Origin of the sequence: Stenotrophomonas sp. RIT309 (assembly GCF_000632045.1) — a bacterium.
Lineage (GTDB): Bacteria > Pseudomonadota > Gammaproteobacteria > Xanthomonadales > Xanthomonadaceae > Stenotrophomonas > Stenotrophomonas indicatrix.
The window spans coordinates 104,276-118,840 of the sequence record NZ_JFYS01000008.1; the positions used below are offsets into that span (position 1 = coordinate 104,276).

General features: G+C 66.4%; 11 protein-coding genes and 1 rRNA gene. 4 read left to right on the forward strand and 8 right to left on the reverse strand.

What is annotated here, in order from left to right; translation table 11 throughout:
* Window positions 1–22 precede the first annotated feature (22 nt).
* Window positions 23–499, reverse strand: coding sequence for a DUF2244 domain-containing protein (locus BW38_RS14180; protein WP_025878297.1), 477 nt, complete (start codon window positions 497–499; stop codon window positions 23–25).
* A 273-nt stretch (window positions 500–772) separates the two neighbouring features.
* On the opposite strand from BW38_RS14180, the gene putA reads away from it, so the two are divergent.
* On the forward strand, window positions 773–3,991 hold the full coding sequence (putA, locus tag BW38_RS14175; protein ID WP_032975634.1) for a bifunctional proline dehydrogenase/L-glutamate gamma-semialdehyde dehydrogenase PutA: 3,219 nt from the start codon (window positions 773–775) through the stop codon (window positions 3,989–3,991).
* Window positions 3,992–4,079: 88 nt separating this feature from the next.
* Here the strand turns inward: putA and BW38_RS14170 are convergent, their stop codons facing one another.
* The 4 genes from BW38_RS14170 to BW38_RS14160 all read right to left on the reverse strand — a co-directional run bounded on the left by BW38_RS14170 (window position 4,080) and on the right by BW38_RS14160 (window position 7,794).
* The gene (locus BW38_RS14170) at window positions 4,080–5,150 is read right to left on the reverse strand and encodes an AAA family ATPase (RefSeq protein WP_032975635.1); all 1,071 of its coding nucleotides are present in this window, start codon (window positions 5,148–5,150) and stop codon (window positions 4,080–4,082) included.
* Window positions 5,137–5,745 (reverse strand): nicotinamide riboside transporter PnuC, encoded by a 609-nt coding sequence (pnuC, locus tag BW38_RS14165; protein ID WP_025878300.1) that lies wholly within the window; start codon window positions 5,743–5,745, stop codon window positions 5,137–5,139. Before pnuC ends, BW38_RS14170 begins: the two co-directional genes overlap by 14 nt.
* Window positions 5,746–5,816: 71 nt before the next feature.
* Window positions 5,817–6,257 (reverse strand): hypothetical protein, encoded by a 441-nt coding sequence (locus tag BW38_RS21195; protein ID WP_051501537.1) that lies wholly within the window; start codon window positions 6,255–6,257, stop codon window positions 5,817–5,819.
* A 109-nt stretch (window positions 6,258–6,366) separates the two neighbouring features.
* Complete coding sequence (locus tag BW38_RS14160; protein ID WP_025878303.1) at window positions 6,367–7,794, reverse strand: outer membrane protein transport protein; 1,428 nt, start codon at window positions 7,792–7,794, stop codon at window positions 6,367–6,369.
* A gap of 226 nt (window positions 7,795–8,020) precedes the next feature.
* On the opposite strand from BW38_RS14160, the gene BW38_RS14155 reads away from it, so the two are divergent.
* Window positions 8,021–8,713, forward strand: coding sequence for a rhomboid family intramembrane serine protease (locus BW38_RS14155; protein WP_025878304.1), 693 nt, complete (start codon window positions 8,021–8,023; stop codon window positions 8,711–8,713).
* An 86-nt stretch (window positions 8,714–8,799) separates the two neighbouring features.
* Here BW38_RS14155 and BW38_RS14150 read toward each other — a convergent pair whose 3' ends face one another.
* Together BW38_RS14150 and BW38_RS14145 are read right to left on the reverse strand one after the other, a co-directional pair.
* On the reverse strand, window positions 8,800–10,269 hold the full coding sequence (locus BW38_RS14150) for a S41 family peptidase (protein WP_032975636.1): 1,470 nt from the start codon (window positions 10,267–10,269) through the stop codon (window positions 8,800–8,802).
* 107 nt (window positions 10,270–10,376) lie between these two features.
* Window positions 10,377–11,606, reverse strand: coding sequence for a peptidoglycan DD-metalloendopeptidase family protein (locus tag BW38_RS14145; protein ID WP_223483365.1), 1,230 nt, complete (start codon window positions 11,604–11,606; stop codon window positions 10,377–10,379).
* A gap of 169 nt (window positions 11,607–11,775) precedes the next feature.
* Here BW38_RS14145 and BW38_RS14140 point away from each other — a divergent pair, with 169 nt between their 5' ends.
* Window positions 11,776–12,438 carry a hypothetical protein gene (locus BW38_RS14140; protein WP_032975637.1) on the forward strand — a complete coding sequence of 221 codons (663 nt, stop codon included), beginning with the start codon at window positions 11,776–11,778 and terminating at the stop codon, window positions 12,436–12,438.
* Window positions 12,439–12,516: 78 nt separating this feature from the next.
* On the forward strand, window positions 12,517–14,232 hold the full coding sequence (locus BW38_RS14135) for a M28 family metallopeptidase (RefSeq protein ID WP_032975649.1): 1,716 nt from the start codon (window positions 12,517–12,519) through the stop codon (window positions 14,230–14,232).
* Between the two features lie 215 nt (window positions 14,233–14,447).
* Here the strand turns inward: BW38_RS14135 and rrf are convergent.
* A 5S ribosomal RNA gene (gene rrf / locus BW38_RS14130) occupies window positions 14,448–14,562 on the reverse strand.
* Window positions 14,563–14,565: the final 3 nt, after the last annotated feature.

Below are 14,565 nucleotides of genomic sequence, written 5' to 3' on the forward strand. Positions count from 1 at the left end.
CTTTGCTTCATTGCCTAGACCCTTAGCGTCGTCGGTTGCCGCCATCGCTGGCGGCGAGCAAATCTTCAAGCGTTTCAACAAGCGTTTGACGTTCGGCCGGCGCGAGGAAACTCCCCACCTCCACCTGCCGGCCGCTGGATGCCAGCCGGACCCTCTGGTCGTCGGTGAGCAGGCGCACCCAGTGCGGATGAGCCCGGAACACCGGCGATCCACCGGGCACGGGGATGACCTCCACGCACGCCGGCACTACCCGGATTTCCTCCTGCCGTTCACCACTGCGCCACAACGCGCGCAACGCAGCTGCCAGCAACAGGCTGTACAGCAGCGCGAACAGGGGGGCGAATGCATTGCCGGCCACCCACCCGAAGGCGGACACCAGCCACATCACTCCCGACAACACAGCAAACAACAGGACGAACTGCCGGGCATCGAGCGCCCGTGGGGGACGCAGTCGCAGCTGCGTACCTGACCCATCCGGAGCTGTAAGCACCTCGATCATGTCGCAACCGCGTTCCTGCCGCGGGAAACGTCTCGATGGTAGCCCTGCCCTCTCGCCGGTAGCAAGGGTGCATTCACACTTTTTCCGATGCTGCAATACAGCATGGGCCCAGCGGCGCGAATGACGAATTCGGCACAAAACGGCCCGACTTTGCTGAACACGCTGAATCCACCACCGCTAGGGGCTATCAGCATTCATGAAGGTGGCTGCGCGGGCCTTCCTGAAGTCGAAAAAATGATTAAAATCGCCAAGTTTTCCACTGGCCGGACCGGCATGAACGCACCCTCCTCTCCCATTGCCGCCAGTGACGCCCCGCGTCACTCGGCGCTGCTGTCGCCGGAACTGCCGGCGTCCCCCAACCCGTTCCGCCAGGCCATCACCGATGGTTGGCTGAAGGACGAGGCCAGCCATGTGCGCGAACTGCTGGCGCAGGCGCGCCTGCCGGCCGACGAGCAGGCCAAGGTGCAGGCGCTGGCCGCCGACCTGGTCGCCCGGGTGCGTGTGCGCGCCAAGGACCAGGGCGCGATCGAAGCCTTCATGCGCCAGTACGACCTGGGCAGCGAGGAAGGCGTGCTGCTGATGTGCGTGGCCGAGGCGCTGCTGCGCATTCCGGACCAGGAGACCGCCGACAAGCTGATCCGCGACAAGCTGGCCGATGCCGACTGGGAAAAACACCTGGGCGGCAGCGACTCGGTGCTGGTCAACGCCTCCACCTGGGGCCTGATGCTGACCGGCAAGCTGGTGCAGATGAACGACGCCACCCGCGCCGATGCGCCCAGCGCGTTCAAGCGCCTGGTCGGCCGCGTCGGTGAGCCGGTGGTACGCCTGGCCGTGCGCCAGGCAATGAAGATCATGGGCCACCAGTTCGTCATGGGCCGCACCATCGGCGAAGCGCTGGCACGCTCGCACAAGGGCGACAGCGCCAGCTACCGCTACTCGTTCGACATGCTCGGCGAAGGCGCGCTGACCATGAAGGACGCCCTGCGTTACCTGGAAGACTACCGTCGTGCGATCCACGCCATCGGTGGTGACCACAAGTCGCGCGGTGGCCGTGCCGATGGCGACGTCAACAACGCACCGGGCATCTCGATCAAGCTGTCGGCGCTGTACCCGCGCTACGAGCACGCCAAGCGCGCGCGCGTGCTGAAGGACCTGGTGCCCGGCGTGCTGGAACTGGCGCAGCTGGCCAAGAGCTACGGCATCGGCTGCACCGTCGACGCCGAAGAGTCCGATCGCCTGGAACTGTCGCTGGACATCATCGAGCAGGTGTTCGGCGATGCCTCGCTGGCCGGCTGGGATGGCTTCGGCGTGGTCGTGCAGGCTTACCAGAAGCGTACGCCGTACACGATCGACCACCTGGCCGACATGGCGCGTCGCGCCGGTCGTCGCCTGCAGGTGCGCCTGGTCAAGGGCGCCTACTGGGACGCCGAGATCAAGCGCGCGCAGATCGAAGGCTATGCCGGCTACCCGGTGTTCACCCGCAAGCAGAACACCGACGTGTCCTACCTGGCGTGTGCCAAGCGTCTGTTTACCCATGCCGACGCGATCTACCCGATGTTCGCCACGCACAATGCGCACACCATCGCCGCAGTGCGCAGCATCGCCAACGGTGGCGTCTACGAACACCAGAAGCTGCACGGCATGGGCGATGACCTGTACGCCGAAGTAGTGCCGGCCGATCGCCTTGGCCTGCCCTGCCGCGTGTACGCGCCGGTCGGTTCGCATGAAGACCTGCTGCCGTACCTGGTGCGTCGCCTGCTGGAAAACGGCGCCAACTCCAGCTTCGTCAACCGCATCACCGACGAGCGCGTGCCGATCGCCGACCTGGTCCGCGATCCGGTTGAGATGGTGTCCTCGTTCGAATCGATTCCGCATCCCAAGATCCCGCTGCCGGTTGACCTGCTGCGCAGCCAGAACCACGACAGGAAGAATTCCATGGGCGCCAACCTCGCCAACGACAACGAACTGCGCGCCCTGGCCGAGCAGCTCAACGCTGCAGTGAAGCCTTGGCAGGCCGCACCGCTGGTGCCGGGCGCGAACCCGACCGGTGCCTCGCTGCCGGTGACCAACCCGGCCGACACCCGTGAAGTGGTCGGCCAGTGGCAGGCCGCCGATGCCGCCACCGTGCAGAAGGCGCTGGCCAATGCCGTGGCCGCACAGCCGGCCTGGAACCGCACCCCGGCCGCCAGCCGCGCCGCCATCCTCGAGCACGCCGCTGACCAGCTGGAAGCGCGCATGCCCGAATTCATGGCGCTGTGCGTGAAGGAAGCCGGCAAGAGCCTGCCCGACGGCATCGCCGAAGTACGCGAAGCCGTGGACTTCCTGCGCTACTACGCCAAGCAGGCACGCGAGCAGTTCAGTCACGCCGAGAAGCTGCCCAGCCCGACCGGCGAATCCAACGAACTGCAGCTGCATGGCCGCGGCGTGTTCGTCTGCATCAGCCCGTGGAACTTCCCGCTGGCGATCTTCCTGGGCCAGGTGGCTGCCGCACTGGCCGCCGGCAACAGCGTGATCGCCAAGCCGGCCGAGCAGACCAACCTGATCGGCTACTACGCAGTGAAGCTGCTGCACGATGCCGGCGTGCCGGCTGACGTGGTGCAGTACCTGCCGGGCGATGGCGCCACCGTCGGCGCCGCGCTGACCGCCGACCCGCGCGTGGCCGGCGTGGCCTTCACCGGCTCTACCGACACCGCCCGTGCGATCAACCGCGCGATGGCTGCACGTGACGCCGCCATCGGCGTGCTGATCGCCGAGACCGGCGGCCAGAACGCCTTCATCGCCGACTCCTCGGCACTGCCGGAACAGCTGGTCAAGGACGCCATCGGTTCGGCCTTCACCTCGGCCGGCCAGCGCTGCTCGGCCGCGCGCGTGCTGTTCGTGCAGGACGACATCGCCGACAAGGTGATGACCATGCTGGCCGGTGCGATGAAGGAACTGAAGGTCGGCAACCCCGGCCTGCTGTCCACCGACGTCGGCCCGGTGATCGACGCCGATGCACTGAAGATCCTGCAGGACCACGCCGTGCGCATGGACCGCGAAGCGCGCCTGATCGCTGCGGCCGAACTGTCCGCCGAAGCGGCCAACGGCACCTTCTTCGCACCGCGTGCGTACGAACTGAAGGACCTGGGCCAGCTGCAGAAGGAAATCTTCGGGCCGGTCCTGCACGTGATCCGCTGGAAGGGCGACCAGCTCGACGCGGTGATCGACCAGATCAACGCCACCGGCTATGGCCTGACCCTGGGCGTGCATTCGCGCATCGACGAAACCGTCGACCGCATCAGCAACGGCGTCCACGTCGGCAACGTCTACGTCAACCGCAACCAGATCGGTGCGGTGGTCGGCGTGCAGCCGTTCGGCGGCCAGGGCCTGTCCGGCACCGGCCCCAAGGCCGGCGGCCCGCACTACCTGCTGCGCTTCGCCACCGAAAAGACGGTGACGGTGAACACCACCGCTGCCGGCGGCAATGCCTCGCTGCTGACCCTGGGCGACTGATCCCAGGCGTCATGCAGTAAACGAAAAACCCCGCGAAAGCGGGGTTTTTTCATGTTGGGCGGATGCGGGCCTGCCAGCCCCTGGCAGCTCATTCCGCCACCACACTGAACCGGTTGTCCGCACGCCTCACCAATTCCTCCAGCACCCGCGCGATACGCATCTCCAGGTCGCCTTCCAGCAGCACATGCGCCATTCCACGCGCCTGCAACTGCTGCAGATACCACGCGTGTTGGCGCATGCGGAACTCCTCGCCCACACGCGTTCCATCCTGCTCGAACGGGATATCCGGGGCGCACAGGAACAGCAGGTCGTACGCACGCGCCGCGGCCCGCTGCAGTGGTTCGGGCGCAGTCCCGAACATCCAGCCGCTGTAGCCCAGCGTCACCAACGGCGTGGTATCGCAGAACAACCAGCGATGCGCATGCTGCGCGGCCTGGTGCTCGTGCTGCGGCTGGGTCGCAGCGATACGCAGCAGATCCTGCGCCTGCAGCTCGCCGCCCTGCTGCTCCCACAACGTACGCCCGAACTCCGGCACCCATGCCGTACCCAGGCGTTCGGCCAGCACCCGCGCCAGCGTGCTCTTGCCCGTGGACTCACCGCCGATGAAGGCCACCCGCTGCACATGGTCGGCATAGACCGACCGGCTCAGGCCCTGTCGATGCGCATGCGGATCGGCGCGCAGTTCGGTACCACTGGCCTGACCGATGTCGGTCGAACGCTCCAGCCGATGGTGCTGCACCGGCGCATTGAAATGCTGCGCCAGGGCTGCAGCGAAACCATCGCCGTAGTCTTCACCGGTGAAAACAGCCTGCACCGGTCCGCCAAACAACGCCACGCACAGCCATGCGGTGAACGCGCGTTGCACCTGCTCACTGTCCTTGTCCTGCGGCAGCGCACGTACGGGAACACCCTGTTGCCTGCACAACGCCGCCAGCCGCGCATCATCCAGCACCGCCACCGTCGCCTGCGGAAAGCGCGCGCGCAGCCAGCGCTCGCGGCGCTCTGCGCTGTAGCCGGCAAAGCCCGGCTGCGACCAGCCGATCACCAGCAGCTGGATGCAGCGGGCAGAAGCAAATTCGATCAGGCGCTCGTGGCCGAGGTGCAGCGGGCAGAACTTGCCGACCACCAACCCGCGCGGTACCCGCTCAGGCAATGCCATCGGCCGCCCTGCCCGTATCCGCTTCGGCGCGCATCAGGTGCCGCCAGTGACGCAGCGCCACCAGCGCGTTGATCCAGAAACCGACATACAGGATCGAGGTCAGGTGCAGCCCGCGGCTGTAGTAAAGCGGCACCGCGATGGTGTTGACCAGCAGCCACACCCACCACGATTCCAGCTTGCGCCGCATCATCAGGATCTGTGCGATCACGCTCAGCACCAGCACCGCCGAGTCGATGTAGGGCGCATACGCGTTGGTCAGCCGGGTCAGCATCCAGCCGTAACCGAAGGTCGCCAGCACCGCCAACGGCAGCAGCCAGCTCCACGCGCGTGCTGGCAAGCGGGTGATGGGCAACGGCGCGCCATGGTCACCACGCAGCCACTGCCACCAGCCGAACACGCTGATGACCACGAAGAAGAACTGCAGGACCATGTCCGCGTACAGGTGGGAGCGCTCGAACACCGCAGCGAACAACGCGCAGCCGACGATGCCCAGCCACCACGTATGCACGTTGTTGCGGCCGGCCAGCAGGATCGAGCCGGCAACGGCGATGTTGGCAGCCAGCTCCAGCTGGAAATTCGGGTCGGACAGGTTCATCGCGCTATTGTCGCGTAGATCCACGCCCCGCGGGATTGAGCCAGTAGATCCACGCCATGCGTGGATGGAAATCAAGCGCGCACGCGCACCAGCAGCCGGGGCTCTGCGCTACCCCAGCGGCCCAGTTGATGGTGCGGCGCCATCACAGGCGCGAGCCAATCCGGTGCTTCGATATCCCAGGTCACGCCATCGAACGGATGCGGCCAAGGCGTACCCTGCGGATTCGGCGAATGCAGGAACAGCGCGCTCTGGCCGCTATCCGGCGCCAACACCACCCAGCACTGGGTGTCCTGCCGCCTGCAGGCCACCGCGCGCTCGAGTAGCCGCAGCAACGCGGCGGCAACGGCGGTGCGATCACTGCCATGGCGATTGCCACGCCCCTTCCAGTCCAAGTGGGTGTGCCAGTAGTCGAACCATTCCGATGCGAGCGCATCCTGCAGCGCCACGGTGGCCCTCGCCTCTTCGGCGGCCCAGTAGCGGGTCATCTTCTTCAGGTATCGGCGATCGGCCATCAGGCCATTGTCGCGTAGATCCACGCCATGCGTGGATGCAGATCCCCGGAAAAAAGAAAGCCCCGCTTGCGCGGGGCCTCCTTCGTACTGCTTCAGGCAATCGCCGGAATCAGAACTTGTACTGCATCGACGCAGCCAGCACGTCGCCGGTGACCTTGTACTTGCCGACAACGTTGTTGGCGGTAGCGGAGGTCGAGTTGATGTTCGGATCCTTGGTGAACAGGTGGGTGTAGCCCACGCTGTATTCCATCTTCTCCGACGGCGCCCAGGTCAGGCCCAGCGACAGCCACTTGCGGGTGGTATCCGGCACGCGGACGTCACGGTGGGCGTCGGTGGTCGGGGTCTGGTCATAGGCCAGACCGCCACGCAGGGTCAGCTGCTCGTTCAGACGGTACTCGGTACCGATCGAAGCGAAGGTGGTGTCGCGGTAGTGGAACGGCAGCACGCTGTCGGGCTGGTTGGAGTCGTAGTCGACGCGCACTTCGTCGAACTTGCTCCATGCGGTGCGCGACACGTCGGCCATGATCTTCCACTGGTCGTTCACGCGGTGCGTGAAGCTGACGGTGGCGCTGGCCGGCAGGGTGATGGTCGCCCGGCCGTTGCTGTCAACGAAGGTGCCCGGGGCAGCCTGCGCCAGGAACGCGGCAGCAGCCGGGGTCATGGTGAAGTCGGCCTTGCCGTCGGTGATCTTGTGTTCGACTTCCGAGCGGTAGCTGAAGGCGATGTTGGTGCCTTCCACCGGGCTGACGGTCATGCCCAGGGTGTAGCCGACGGACACTTCGTCGCCCTTAATGCGCAGGTAACCATCAGCGGTACCCGGCGAGAAGCCGAGCTGTGCGGCCTGGCGGCCAGCGGCCTGGGCAGCGGCCTGGGCCTGTGCCGGGGTGCGGCCAGCGGCCAGTGCAGCGGCGGCAGCGCGCTGCTGGGCGCTGGCGTTGATGGCGGTACCGCCGTCGACGGCGCTGGTCAGGTCGACATTCAGGCGCTCGGCGAACACCGACGCACCGAACGACAGGTACGGGTTGACGTCGTAGGAGAAGGCCGCACCCAGGTCGATGGCCTGCAGTTCGGTCTTGACGCCGTTGTAGCGGCCGACCCAGTCACGGTCGTATTCGGTCTTGAAGCCGAACGGCACGGTCAGCGACACGCCGAAGTGCATGTTGTCCTTCTCGCCGAACGGCACGTGGAAGTACGCGGCCGGAACCGGAGCGATCATGCCGGCGTCGCCGCCGTTGCCGCCGGAAATCGGAGCGCCGTTGGCATAGCGGCCTTCGCCGCGGAACTTGGCGCCGAAGCTGATGGCGCTGACGTCACCCTGGATCTGGGTGCCTTCCAGCAGGCGCATCGAGGCCGGGTTGGTGGCGACCACCGAGGCATCGCCTTCGGCAGAGGTGGAACCAGCGAAGGCGCGGCCCAAGCCCTTGGCGCTGTTTTCCTTCAGCTGGAAGGCGGCGGCATTGGCGTCGGCGGCGGCCAGCGCACCGGCAACGCCGACGGCCAGCAGGGTCAGGCGGGCAATGGTAGAAGCAGTTTGCATCGTAGTTCTCTCTCCGGTAAGCGGTGATGGTGCTCTAAGTGCGCCTGCGCCCGACAGGCCGGATGGCCTTTCGAAGCGCGCCGGATTCCCCTCCCGACATACGACGCCGTATGCGAGTATTACCCAGAGCCGTTAATGAAACAATAACAGCGCTGGCGCATTCTTCGTCGCAAAAGCTGAACAGGCTCCTTCCCCGCCAAAAGCGCCCGCACGCTAGGCTAGTGCCATGTTTGTCTCCCTCCCCTCGCGCAAGAAGGCGACCCTGCGCTGGGCTACACCCGTGCTGTTTGCGGCACTGTGGCTGGCATTCCTGTGGTCGATCTCGCGCCCGGACGATGCCCGCGGAAGCCTGTGGCTGGACTGGGGCGCCCTGTCCACCGGCCTGACCCACCCGCTGGACTGGTGGGCAACGCTGCAGGACGGCAGCGTGCTGCGCCTGTTCACCGCCCTGTTCCTGCACGCCGACTGGTCGCACCTGCTGGGCAACCTGGTGTTCCTGCTGATCTTCGGCCTGCCGGCCGAGCGGGTGCTGGGCCCGTGGCGGTTGCTGCTGCTGTTCCTGGTGGGCGGGGCGATCTCCAACCTGGTCGCGATCTACACCATGGGCAGCCCGGACCAGATCATCATCGGCGCCAGCGGTGCGGTGTCGGCGCTGATCGGTGCCTATCTGGCACTGTTCCCCGGCGCGCGCCTGGGCGTGGTGATCCCGCTGGGGCTGTTCCTGGAGTTCGTGCGCGCCCCGGCCTATCTGCTGATCGGTGTGTGGGCGGCGCTGCAGGTGGTGTTCGCCTACATCGGCCCGACCTTCGGCATGGTCGCCTGGTGGGCGCACATCGGGGGCTTCGTGTTCGGCGTGGTGTACGGCATGTACGTGCGCGCGGCGATCGCGCGACGTCTGCGCAAGCGGCACGGCTTCTAGCGTCCGCTTGCTGCATTCTGCGAAACGCCCGAGCCATGCTCGGGCGGTGTCCGCACATCAGTCGAGCATGGCTCGACGCTACGCATTCAAGGCTTGGCCGGGATCTCTGCAGGCTTGGCTTCGGGCTTGGCTTCGGGCTTGGCTTCCGGCTTTGCTTCAGCCTTGGGCTCCGCCTTCGGTGCAGGCTTGGCGGCGGCCTTTGCTGCCCTGTCCGCTTCGGCCTTCGCAGCTTCTGCCTTCAAGCGCGCCGCAACCGAACCCGGGTTCTTCAGTTCGGCCAGTGCATCGTTGATCGGGCCATCGCCCGGCAACACGGCGCCTGCGTGGTAGCCCTCGGTGCCTTCCTCATCACCGCGCAGGTGGCCCGGCAGCGTCGCTTCACTGTAGTCACTCAAGCTGGCCGGCAATGCCTCGTCTTCCGGACGCGGTGCTGCCTTCAGTTCCACTTCCGGCACGATACCGGTGGCCTGGATCGATTTACCGCTGGGTGTGTAGTAGCGCGCCGTGGTCAGCTTCACCGAATCGCCGTTGTCCAGCGGCAGCACGGTCTGCACCGACCCCTTGCCGAAGGTGCGGCTGCCGATCACGCGCGCGCGCTTGTTGTCGCGCAGTGCGCCGGCCAGCACTTCCGATGCACTGGCCGAACCGGCATCGACCAATACCACCACTGGCGCGCCCTTCAGCAGGTCGCCCGGGGTTGCGTCGAAGCGTGCATCGCTGATGCTGATGCGGCCGCGGGTGCTGACGATGTTGCCCTTGTCGAGCAGGTCATCGGCCACCTGCACCGCAGCGGTCAGCAGACCACCCGGATTGCTGCGCAGATCCAGCACCAGCCCCTTGAGGTTGCCACCGGACTGCTTCTGCAGCTGCTGCAGGTGCTTCTGGAAATCAGAGCCGGTGTCGGCCTGGAACGTGCTCAGGCGGATGTAGCCATAGCCCGGTTCCAGCAGGCGGCTGCGCACGCTGGTCACGCGGATCGTCTGCCGGGTCAGGCTGACGTCGAAGGGCTTGGGCTTGCCGTCGCGGACGATGGTCAGCACCACCTTGCTGCCCGCCGGGCCACGCAGCGGTTCGCTGGCATCGATCGCGCTGATCGGCTTGCCATCGATGGCGATGATCAGGTCGCCGGCGAGGATGCCGGCCTTGGCCGCCGGCGTGTCGTCGATCGGCGAGATCACCTTCATGCTGGCGTTGTCCGGCTGCTGCTGCAGCTCCACGCCGATGCCTTCATAGGCGCCATTGGCCTGTTCGTCGAACGCCTCGGCATCTTCCTTGTTGAAGTAGGTGCTGTGCGGATCGAGGTCGAGCAGCAGGCCGCGCACAGCCGACTGCATCAGCTTGTTGTCATCGACCGGATCGACGTAGGCCGCGCGCACCGCGTTGTAGACGGCCACGAAGCGCCGGATGTCGTCCAGCGGCACCTTCGAGGTCACCGCCTCCTCGCTGCTCGCCGCCTTCCCGGGAGTTTCCTTCAACGGGACGGGGGCGGTCTGCTGTGCCCAGGACAGGGCCGGCAACAGAGCCAGCAAGAGGGTGGCGGTACGGGCTGCGCGCATGGATCACTCCTGTCGACGATGGCATCGTGCCCAAGGCACATGCACCGATTATGCGCGAAGCGTGGCTAAATTCCCGTTGAATCCGCCCTGCTGCGGCCAGGCGGAATTCAGCGCCGCTGCAGCCAGCTGTCCGGATTGACCGGTTGCCCGCCGCGGCGCAGTTCGAAGTACAGCGCCGTCACGCCCTGGCCACCGGAGTTGCCGACCTTGGCCACTGCATCGCCACGGCTGACCCGCGCACCGGCATCCTTCAGCAGGGTGTCGTTGTGCGCGTACAGGCTCATGTAGCCGTTGCCATGGTCGACGATCAGGATCATGCCGTAGCCGGTCATCCAATCGGAGAACACCACCGTACCGTCGGCCACGGCGGTGACGGTGCTTCCGGCGGGGGCGCCGATCAACACGCCACTGCTGGTACGGCCATCCGGCAGCTTGCCGCCATAGCGGGCCAGCAGATTGCCCGACAGTGGCCAGCCCAGGCCACCCACCTTGGGCGCTGGTGCCGAGGCCACGGCCGGCGGGATCTTGGTTGCCGGTGCCGGACGGCCTTCGGCCTTGGCCTGGCGTGCGGCCTTTTCGGCAGCGGCCTTCTCCGCAGCGGCCTTGCGGGCGGCGGCACGGCGCTCGGCCTCGGCACGGGCCGCGGCAGCGCGCAGGTTGGCCAGCAAGGTTTCCAGCGCCTTGGCGTCCTGGCCCAGTGCCTGTTCCTTCTCGCGCTTGTCCTTGAAGCGCTCTTCCAGCGAAGCCACGGTCTGCGCACGCTCGCGACGGTCCGATGCGAGCGTGGCGACCTGCTGCTTCTGGTCGCGGTGAGTGCCCTGCAACTGCTGTTGGCGCTGGGCGATCTGTGCCTGCAGCGTCTCCAGTTCCTTGAGGTCGGCCGTCAGCGTGGTGATGCGCTGCGCGCGCTCGCGCTGCAGGTAGCGGTGATAGGCCAGCGCACGGTTGGCATCGGCCACCGTGTCCTGCGAAAGCAGCAGCTTCAACGGCGCGTGGTTGCCAAGCTGGTAGGCCGCGCGCAGCAGTCCGGCCAGTTCGCGATTCTGCTTTTCCAGGTTGGACTGCAGTGCATTGCGCCGCTGTTCGGCCTGGGCCAGCGCCTGGGTCTGCTCGCGCAGCGCCGATTCGGTCTGGGCCAGCGCACGACCACTGCGTGCCACCTTTTCATCGGCCTCGCGCAGCTGCTGCGACGCCTGTCCGCGCTGGCCCTCGATCTGCCGGCGCTCCTGCGCCACGCCCTTCAGTTCGGTGCGCAGCTTCTGCAGCTTGCGTTCGGCCTCGCGGGCCGAAGAGGTCTGCGCCGCACCCGGCAATGGCAGCGCCAGGGCCAGCGCCATTCCCAGCAACAGGCAACGTCCACCGCGCAGGGTGGCGATGTGATGCCGGCGTGAGGGGAAGACGTTGTTGCGCAAGGGCTTTCCAGTGACTTCAGGCAGATGCGGAGACGTGCAGGGAATGGTGACATCTCCGCACGCGGCCTGCCAGCCGCACAACAACGAGGTTCCCATGAAAGCTCTCTCCATTCCGCTGCTGTTGGGCATTGCGCTGGCCAGTGGCCCGGCCTGGGCCCAGGCAGACGTGAGCAAGGTCAACGGCAGCATCAGCGCCGATCCGGGCCAGCGCTACGGCAAGCTGGACACCGTCAATGGTGGCATCCGTGTCGGCGAAGGCGTGGAAACCGGCAGCATCGACACCGTCAACGGCGGCGTCAAGGTCGCCGATCGTGCGCGCACGGGCAGCATCGAGACCGTCAACGGCGGCATCCGCCTGGGTCGCGAAGTGACGGCCCACGGCGATGTCAGCACGGTCAACGGCAGCATCTTCAGCGACCAGGGCAGCCAGATCGAAGGCGGCGTGGAAACCGTCAACGGTGGCATCGGCCTGGTCGGCAGCCGCGTGCGCAAGGACGTGGAGACCGTCAACGGCGACATCACCGTCGGCATCGGCTCACAGGTCGGCGGTGGCGTGCATGTGCGCAAGCCGAACTTCAGCGTCTCGCTGACGGCCAGTCGCAAGCCGCGGGTCATCATCGGGCCGAATGCCGTGGTCAACGGCAGCCTGCTGTTCGAGCGCGAGGTGGTGCTGTACGTCCACCGCAGTGCGCGGATCGGCCCGGTCACCGGCGCCGATCCGATCCCCTTCGATACCGATACCGCCCCGGCCGACTGAGCCTGCGGCTTGGGCGATACTCCCCGCTACCGGTCGCGCGTGCTGCGTGGCCGTCCCTTGTGTTTCCAGGAACCGATGATGCCCCGCAAACTCCTCCTGTGCCTGGCCGCCGCGGCCGCGCTCAGCGCCTGCAAAGGCGAAGACACCCCGGCTCCGGCGCCCAGCGTCGACAACGCCGCCAAGCCGGCCACGCACACCTTCTCAGCGGCGATCAACGCCGCCGACTTCGCCGAGATGGTGAAGACCCTGGCCTCTGACGAGTTCGAGGGCCGTTCGCCCGGCAGCAAGGGCGAAGAACTGACAGTCAACTACATCCGCGACCAGATGCAGCGCATCGGCCTGCAGCCCGGCAACGGCGACAGCTGGTTCCAGGACGTGCCGATGACCGAGACCACGGCCGATGAATCGACCGTGCTCACCCTCACCCAGGGCGGCAAGACCCGCGAACTGAAGTTCGGTACCGACATGGTGGTGGGCACCCGTACCGGCCAGACAGAAGTGAAGGTCGATGCCAGCGACCTCGTCTTCGTCGGCTACGGCGTGGATGCGCCGGAGCAGAAGTGGAACGATTACGCCGGCCAGGACTGGAAGGGCAAGACGGTGGTCATGTTCGTCAACGACCCGGGCTTCCATGTCGATGACGAAAAGCTGTTCGACGGCAAGCGCATGACCTACTACGGCCGCTGGACCTACAAGTTCGAGGAAGCTGCGCGCAAGGGAGCTGCTGCCGCGCTGATCGTGCATGACACCGCGGGCGCTTCGTACGGCTGGGACGTGGTGAAGAACTCCTGGGCCGGCCCGCAGTACGACCTGCCGGCCAAGGACGATGCGGAGCCGCGCCTGCCGGTACAGGGCTGGTTGAGCGCCGACGCGGCCAAGGCCCTGTTCGCCCGCGCCGGGCTGGATCTGGACCAGGCCTACAAGGACGCCAGCAAGCCCGGCTTCAAGCCGGTACCGCTGAAGGCAACCGCTTCGGTGGACCTGAAGAGCAAGGTCGCGCAGAAGCAGTCGCGCAACGTGGTGGGCGTGCTGCCTGGCAGCAAGCGTGCCGATGAGGCCGTGCTGTACATGGCGCACTGGGACCACCTCGGCAAGCATGAGGGCGAACAGGGCGACAACATCTACAACGGTGCCGTCGACAACGCGACCGGCGTGGCCGGCATCCTTGAGGTGGCCGAAGCGATGGCCCATCAGGAACCGAAGCCGGAACGTTCGGTGGTGTTCCTGGCGGTGACCCTGGAAGAATCCGGCCTGCTGGGTTCGAAGTACTACGTCGCCCACCCGACCTTCCCGCTGGACAAGATCGCTGGTGTCATCAACATCGATGCGATGTCGGTGGCCGGTCGTGCCAAGGACGTGACGGTGACCGGCTTCGGCAGTTCGGAGCTGGAAGACATCCTCAAGCCGCTGGCTGCAGCCCAGGATCGCACCCTGCACGGCGAGACCTCGGTGCAGAGCGGCTTCTACTTCCGTTCGGATCACTTCAACTTCGCCAAGGCGGGTGTGCCGGCGCTGTACGCCGACGGCGGTGAGGACCTGCGCGACGGCGGTGTCGAGGCTGGCCGCAAGGCGGCCGCCGACTACGGTTCCAACCGTTACCACGGCCCGAAGGACGAGTATGACCCGGCCACCTGGAAGCTGGATGGCACGGTCGAGGACCTGCAGCTGATGTATGGCGTCGGCAAGGAACTGGCCGGCGGCGATCGTTGGCCCAACTGGTACGAAGGCAATCCGTTCAAGGCTGCCCGCGACACGATGATGAAGGCCAAGGCACCGGCCGCTGCGGCGAAGTAAGTCCCCCAGCCGTTGAGTTCCAAAGAAAGCGGCGCCCTTGGGCGCCGCTTTTTTGTGCGTGAGTGCTGGGACCCGGTAGTGCCGGCCGCTGGCCGGCTGGCACGTGCAGCCGCGTGATGTTCATGAGGTTGCCGGCCAGCGGCCGGCACTACCTTCGGTTTCTCGCGCGCAAAGAAAAACCCCGCTGCGTGAGCAGCGGGGTTTTTGGATGTAAACCCTGGCGATGACCTACTCTCGCATGGCTTAGGCCACACTACCATCGGCGCAGCTACGTTTCACTTCCGAGTTCGGGATGGGATCGGGTGGTTCCATAGCGCTAATTTCACCAGGGAG

Bases quoted from the DNA above. Each gene is read 5' to 3' on its own strand.
- BW38_RS14180 (WP_025878297.1), bottom strand. From the start codon at position 499: ATGATCGAGGTGCTTACAGCTCCGGATGGGTCAGGTACGCAGCTGCGA.
- putA (WP_032975634.1), top strand. From the start codon at position 773: ATGAACGCACCCTCCTCTCCCATTGCCGCCAGTGACGCCCCGCGTCAC.
- BW38_RS14170 (WP_032975635.1), bottom strand. From the start codon at position 5,150: ATGGCATTGCCTGAGCGGGTACCGCGCGGGTTGGTGGTCGGCAAGTTC.
- pnuC (WP_025878300.1), bottom strand. From the start codon at position 5,745: ATGAACCTGTCCGACCCGAATTTCCAGCTGGAGCTGGCTGCCAACATC.
- BW38_RS21195 (WP_051501537.1), bottom strand. From the start codon at position 6,257: ATGGCCGATCGCCGATACCTGAAGAAGATGACCCGCTACTGGGCCGCC.
- BW38_RS14160 (WP_025878303.1), bottom strand. From the start codon at position 7,794: ATGCAAACTGCTTCTACCATTGCCCGCCTGACCCTGCTGGCCGTCGGC.
- BW38_RS14155 (WP_025878304.1), top strand. From the start codon at position 8,021: ATGTTTGTCTCCCTCCCCTCGCGCAAGAAGGCGACCCTGCGCTGGGCT.
- BW38_RS14150 (WP_032975636.1), bottom strand. From the start codon at position 10,269: ATGCGCGCAGCCCGTACCGCCACCCTCTTGCTGGCTCTGTTGCCGGCC.
- BW38_RS14145 (WP_223483365.1), bottom strand. From the start codon at position 11,606: ATGGCGCTGGCCCTGGCGCTGCCATTGCCGGGTGCGGCGCAGACCTCT.
- BW38_RS14140 (WP_032975637.1), top strand. From the start codon at position 11,776: ATGAAAGCTCTCTCCATTCCGCTGCTGTTGGGCATTGCGCTGGCCAGT.
- BW38_RS14135 (WP_032975649.1), top strand. From the start codon at position 12,517: ATGCCCCGCAAACTCCTCCTGTGCCTGGCCGCCGCGGCCGCGCTCAGC.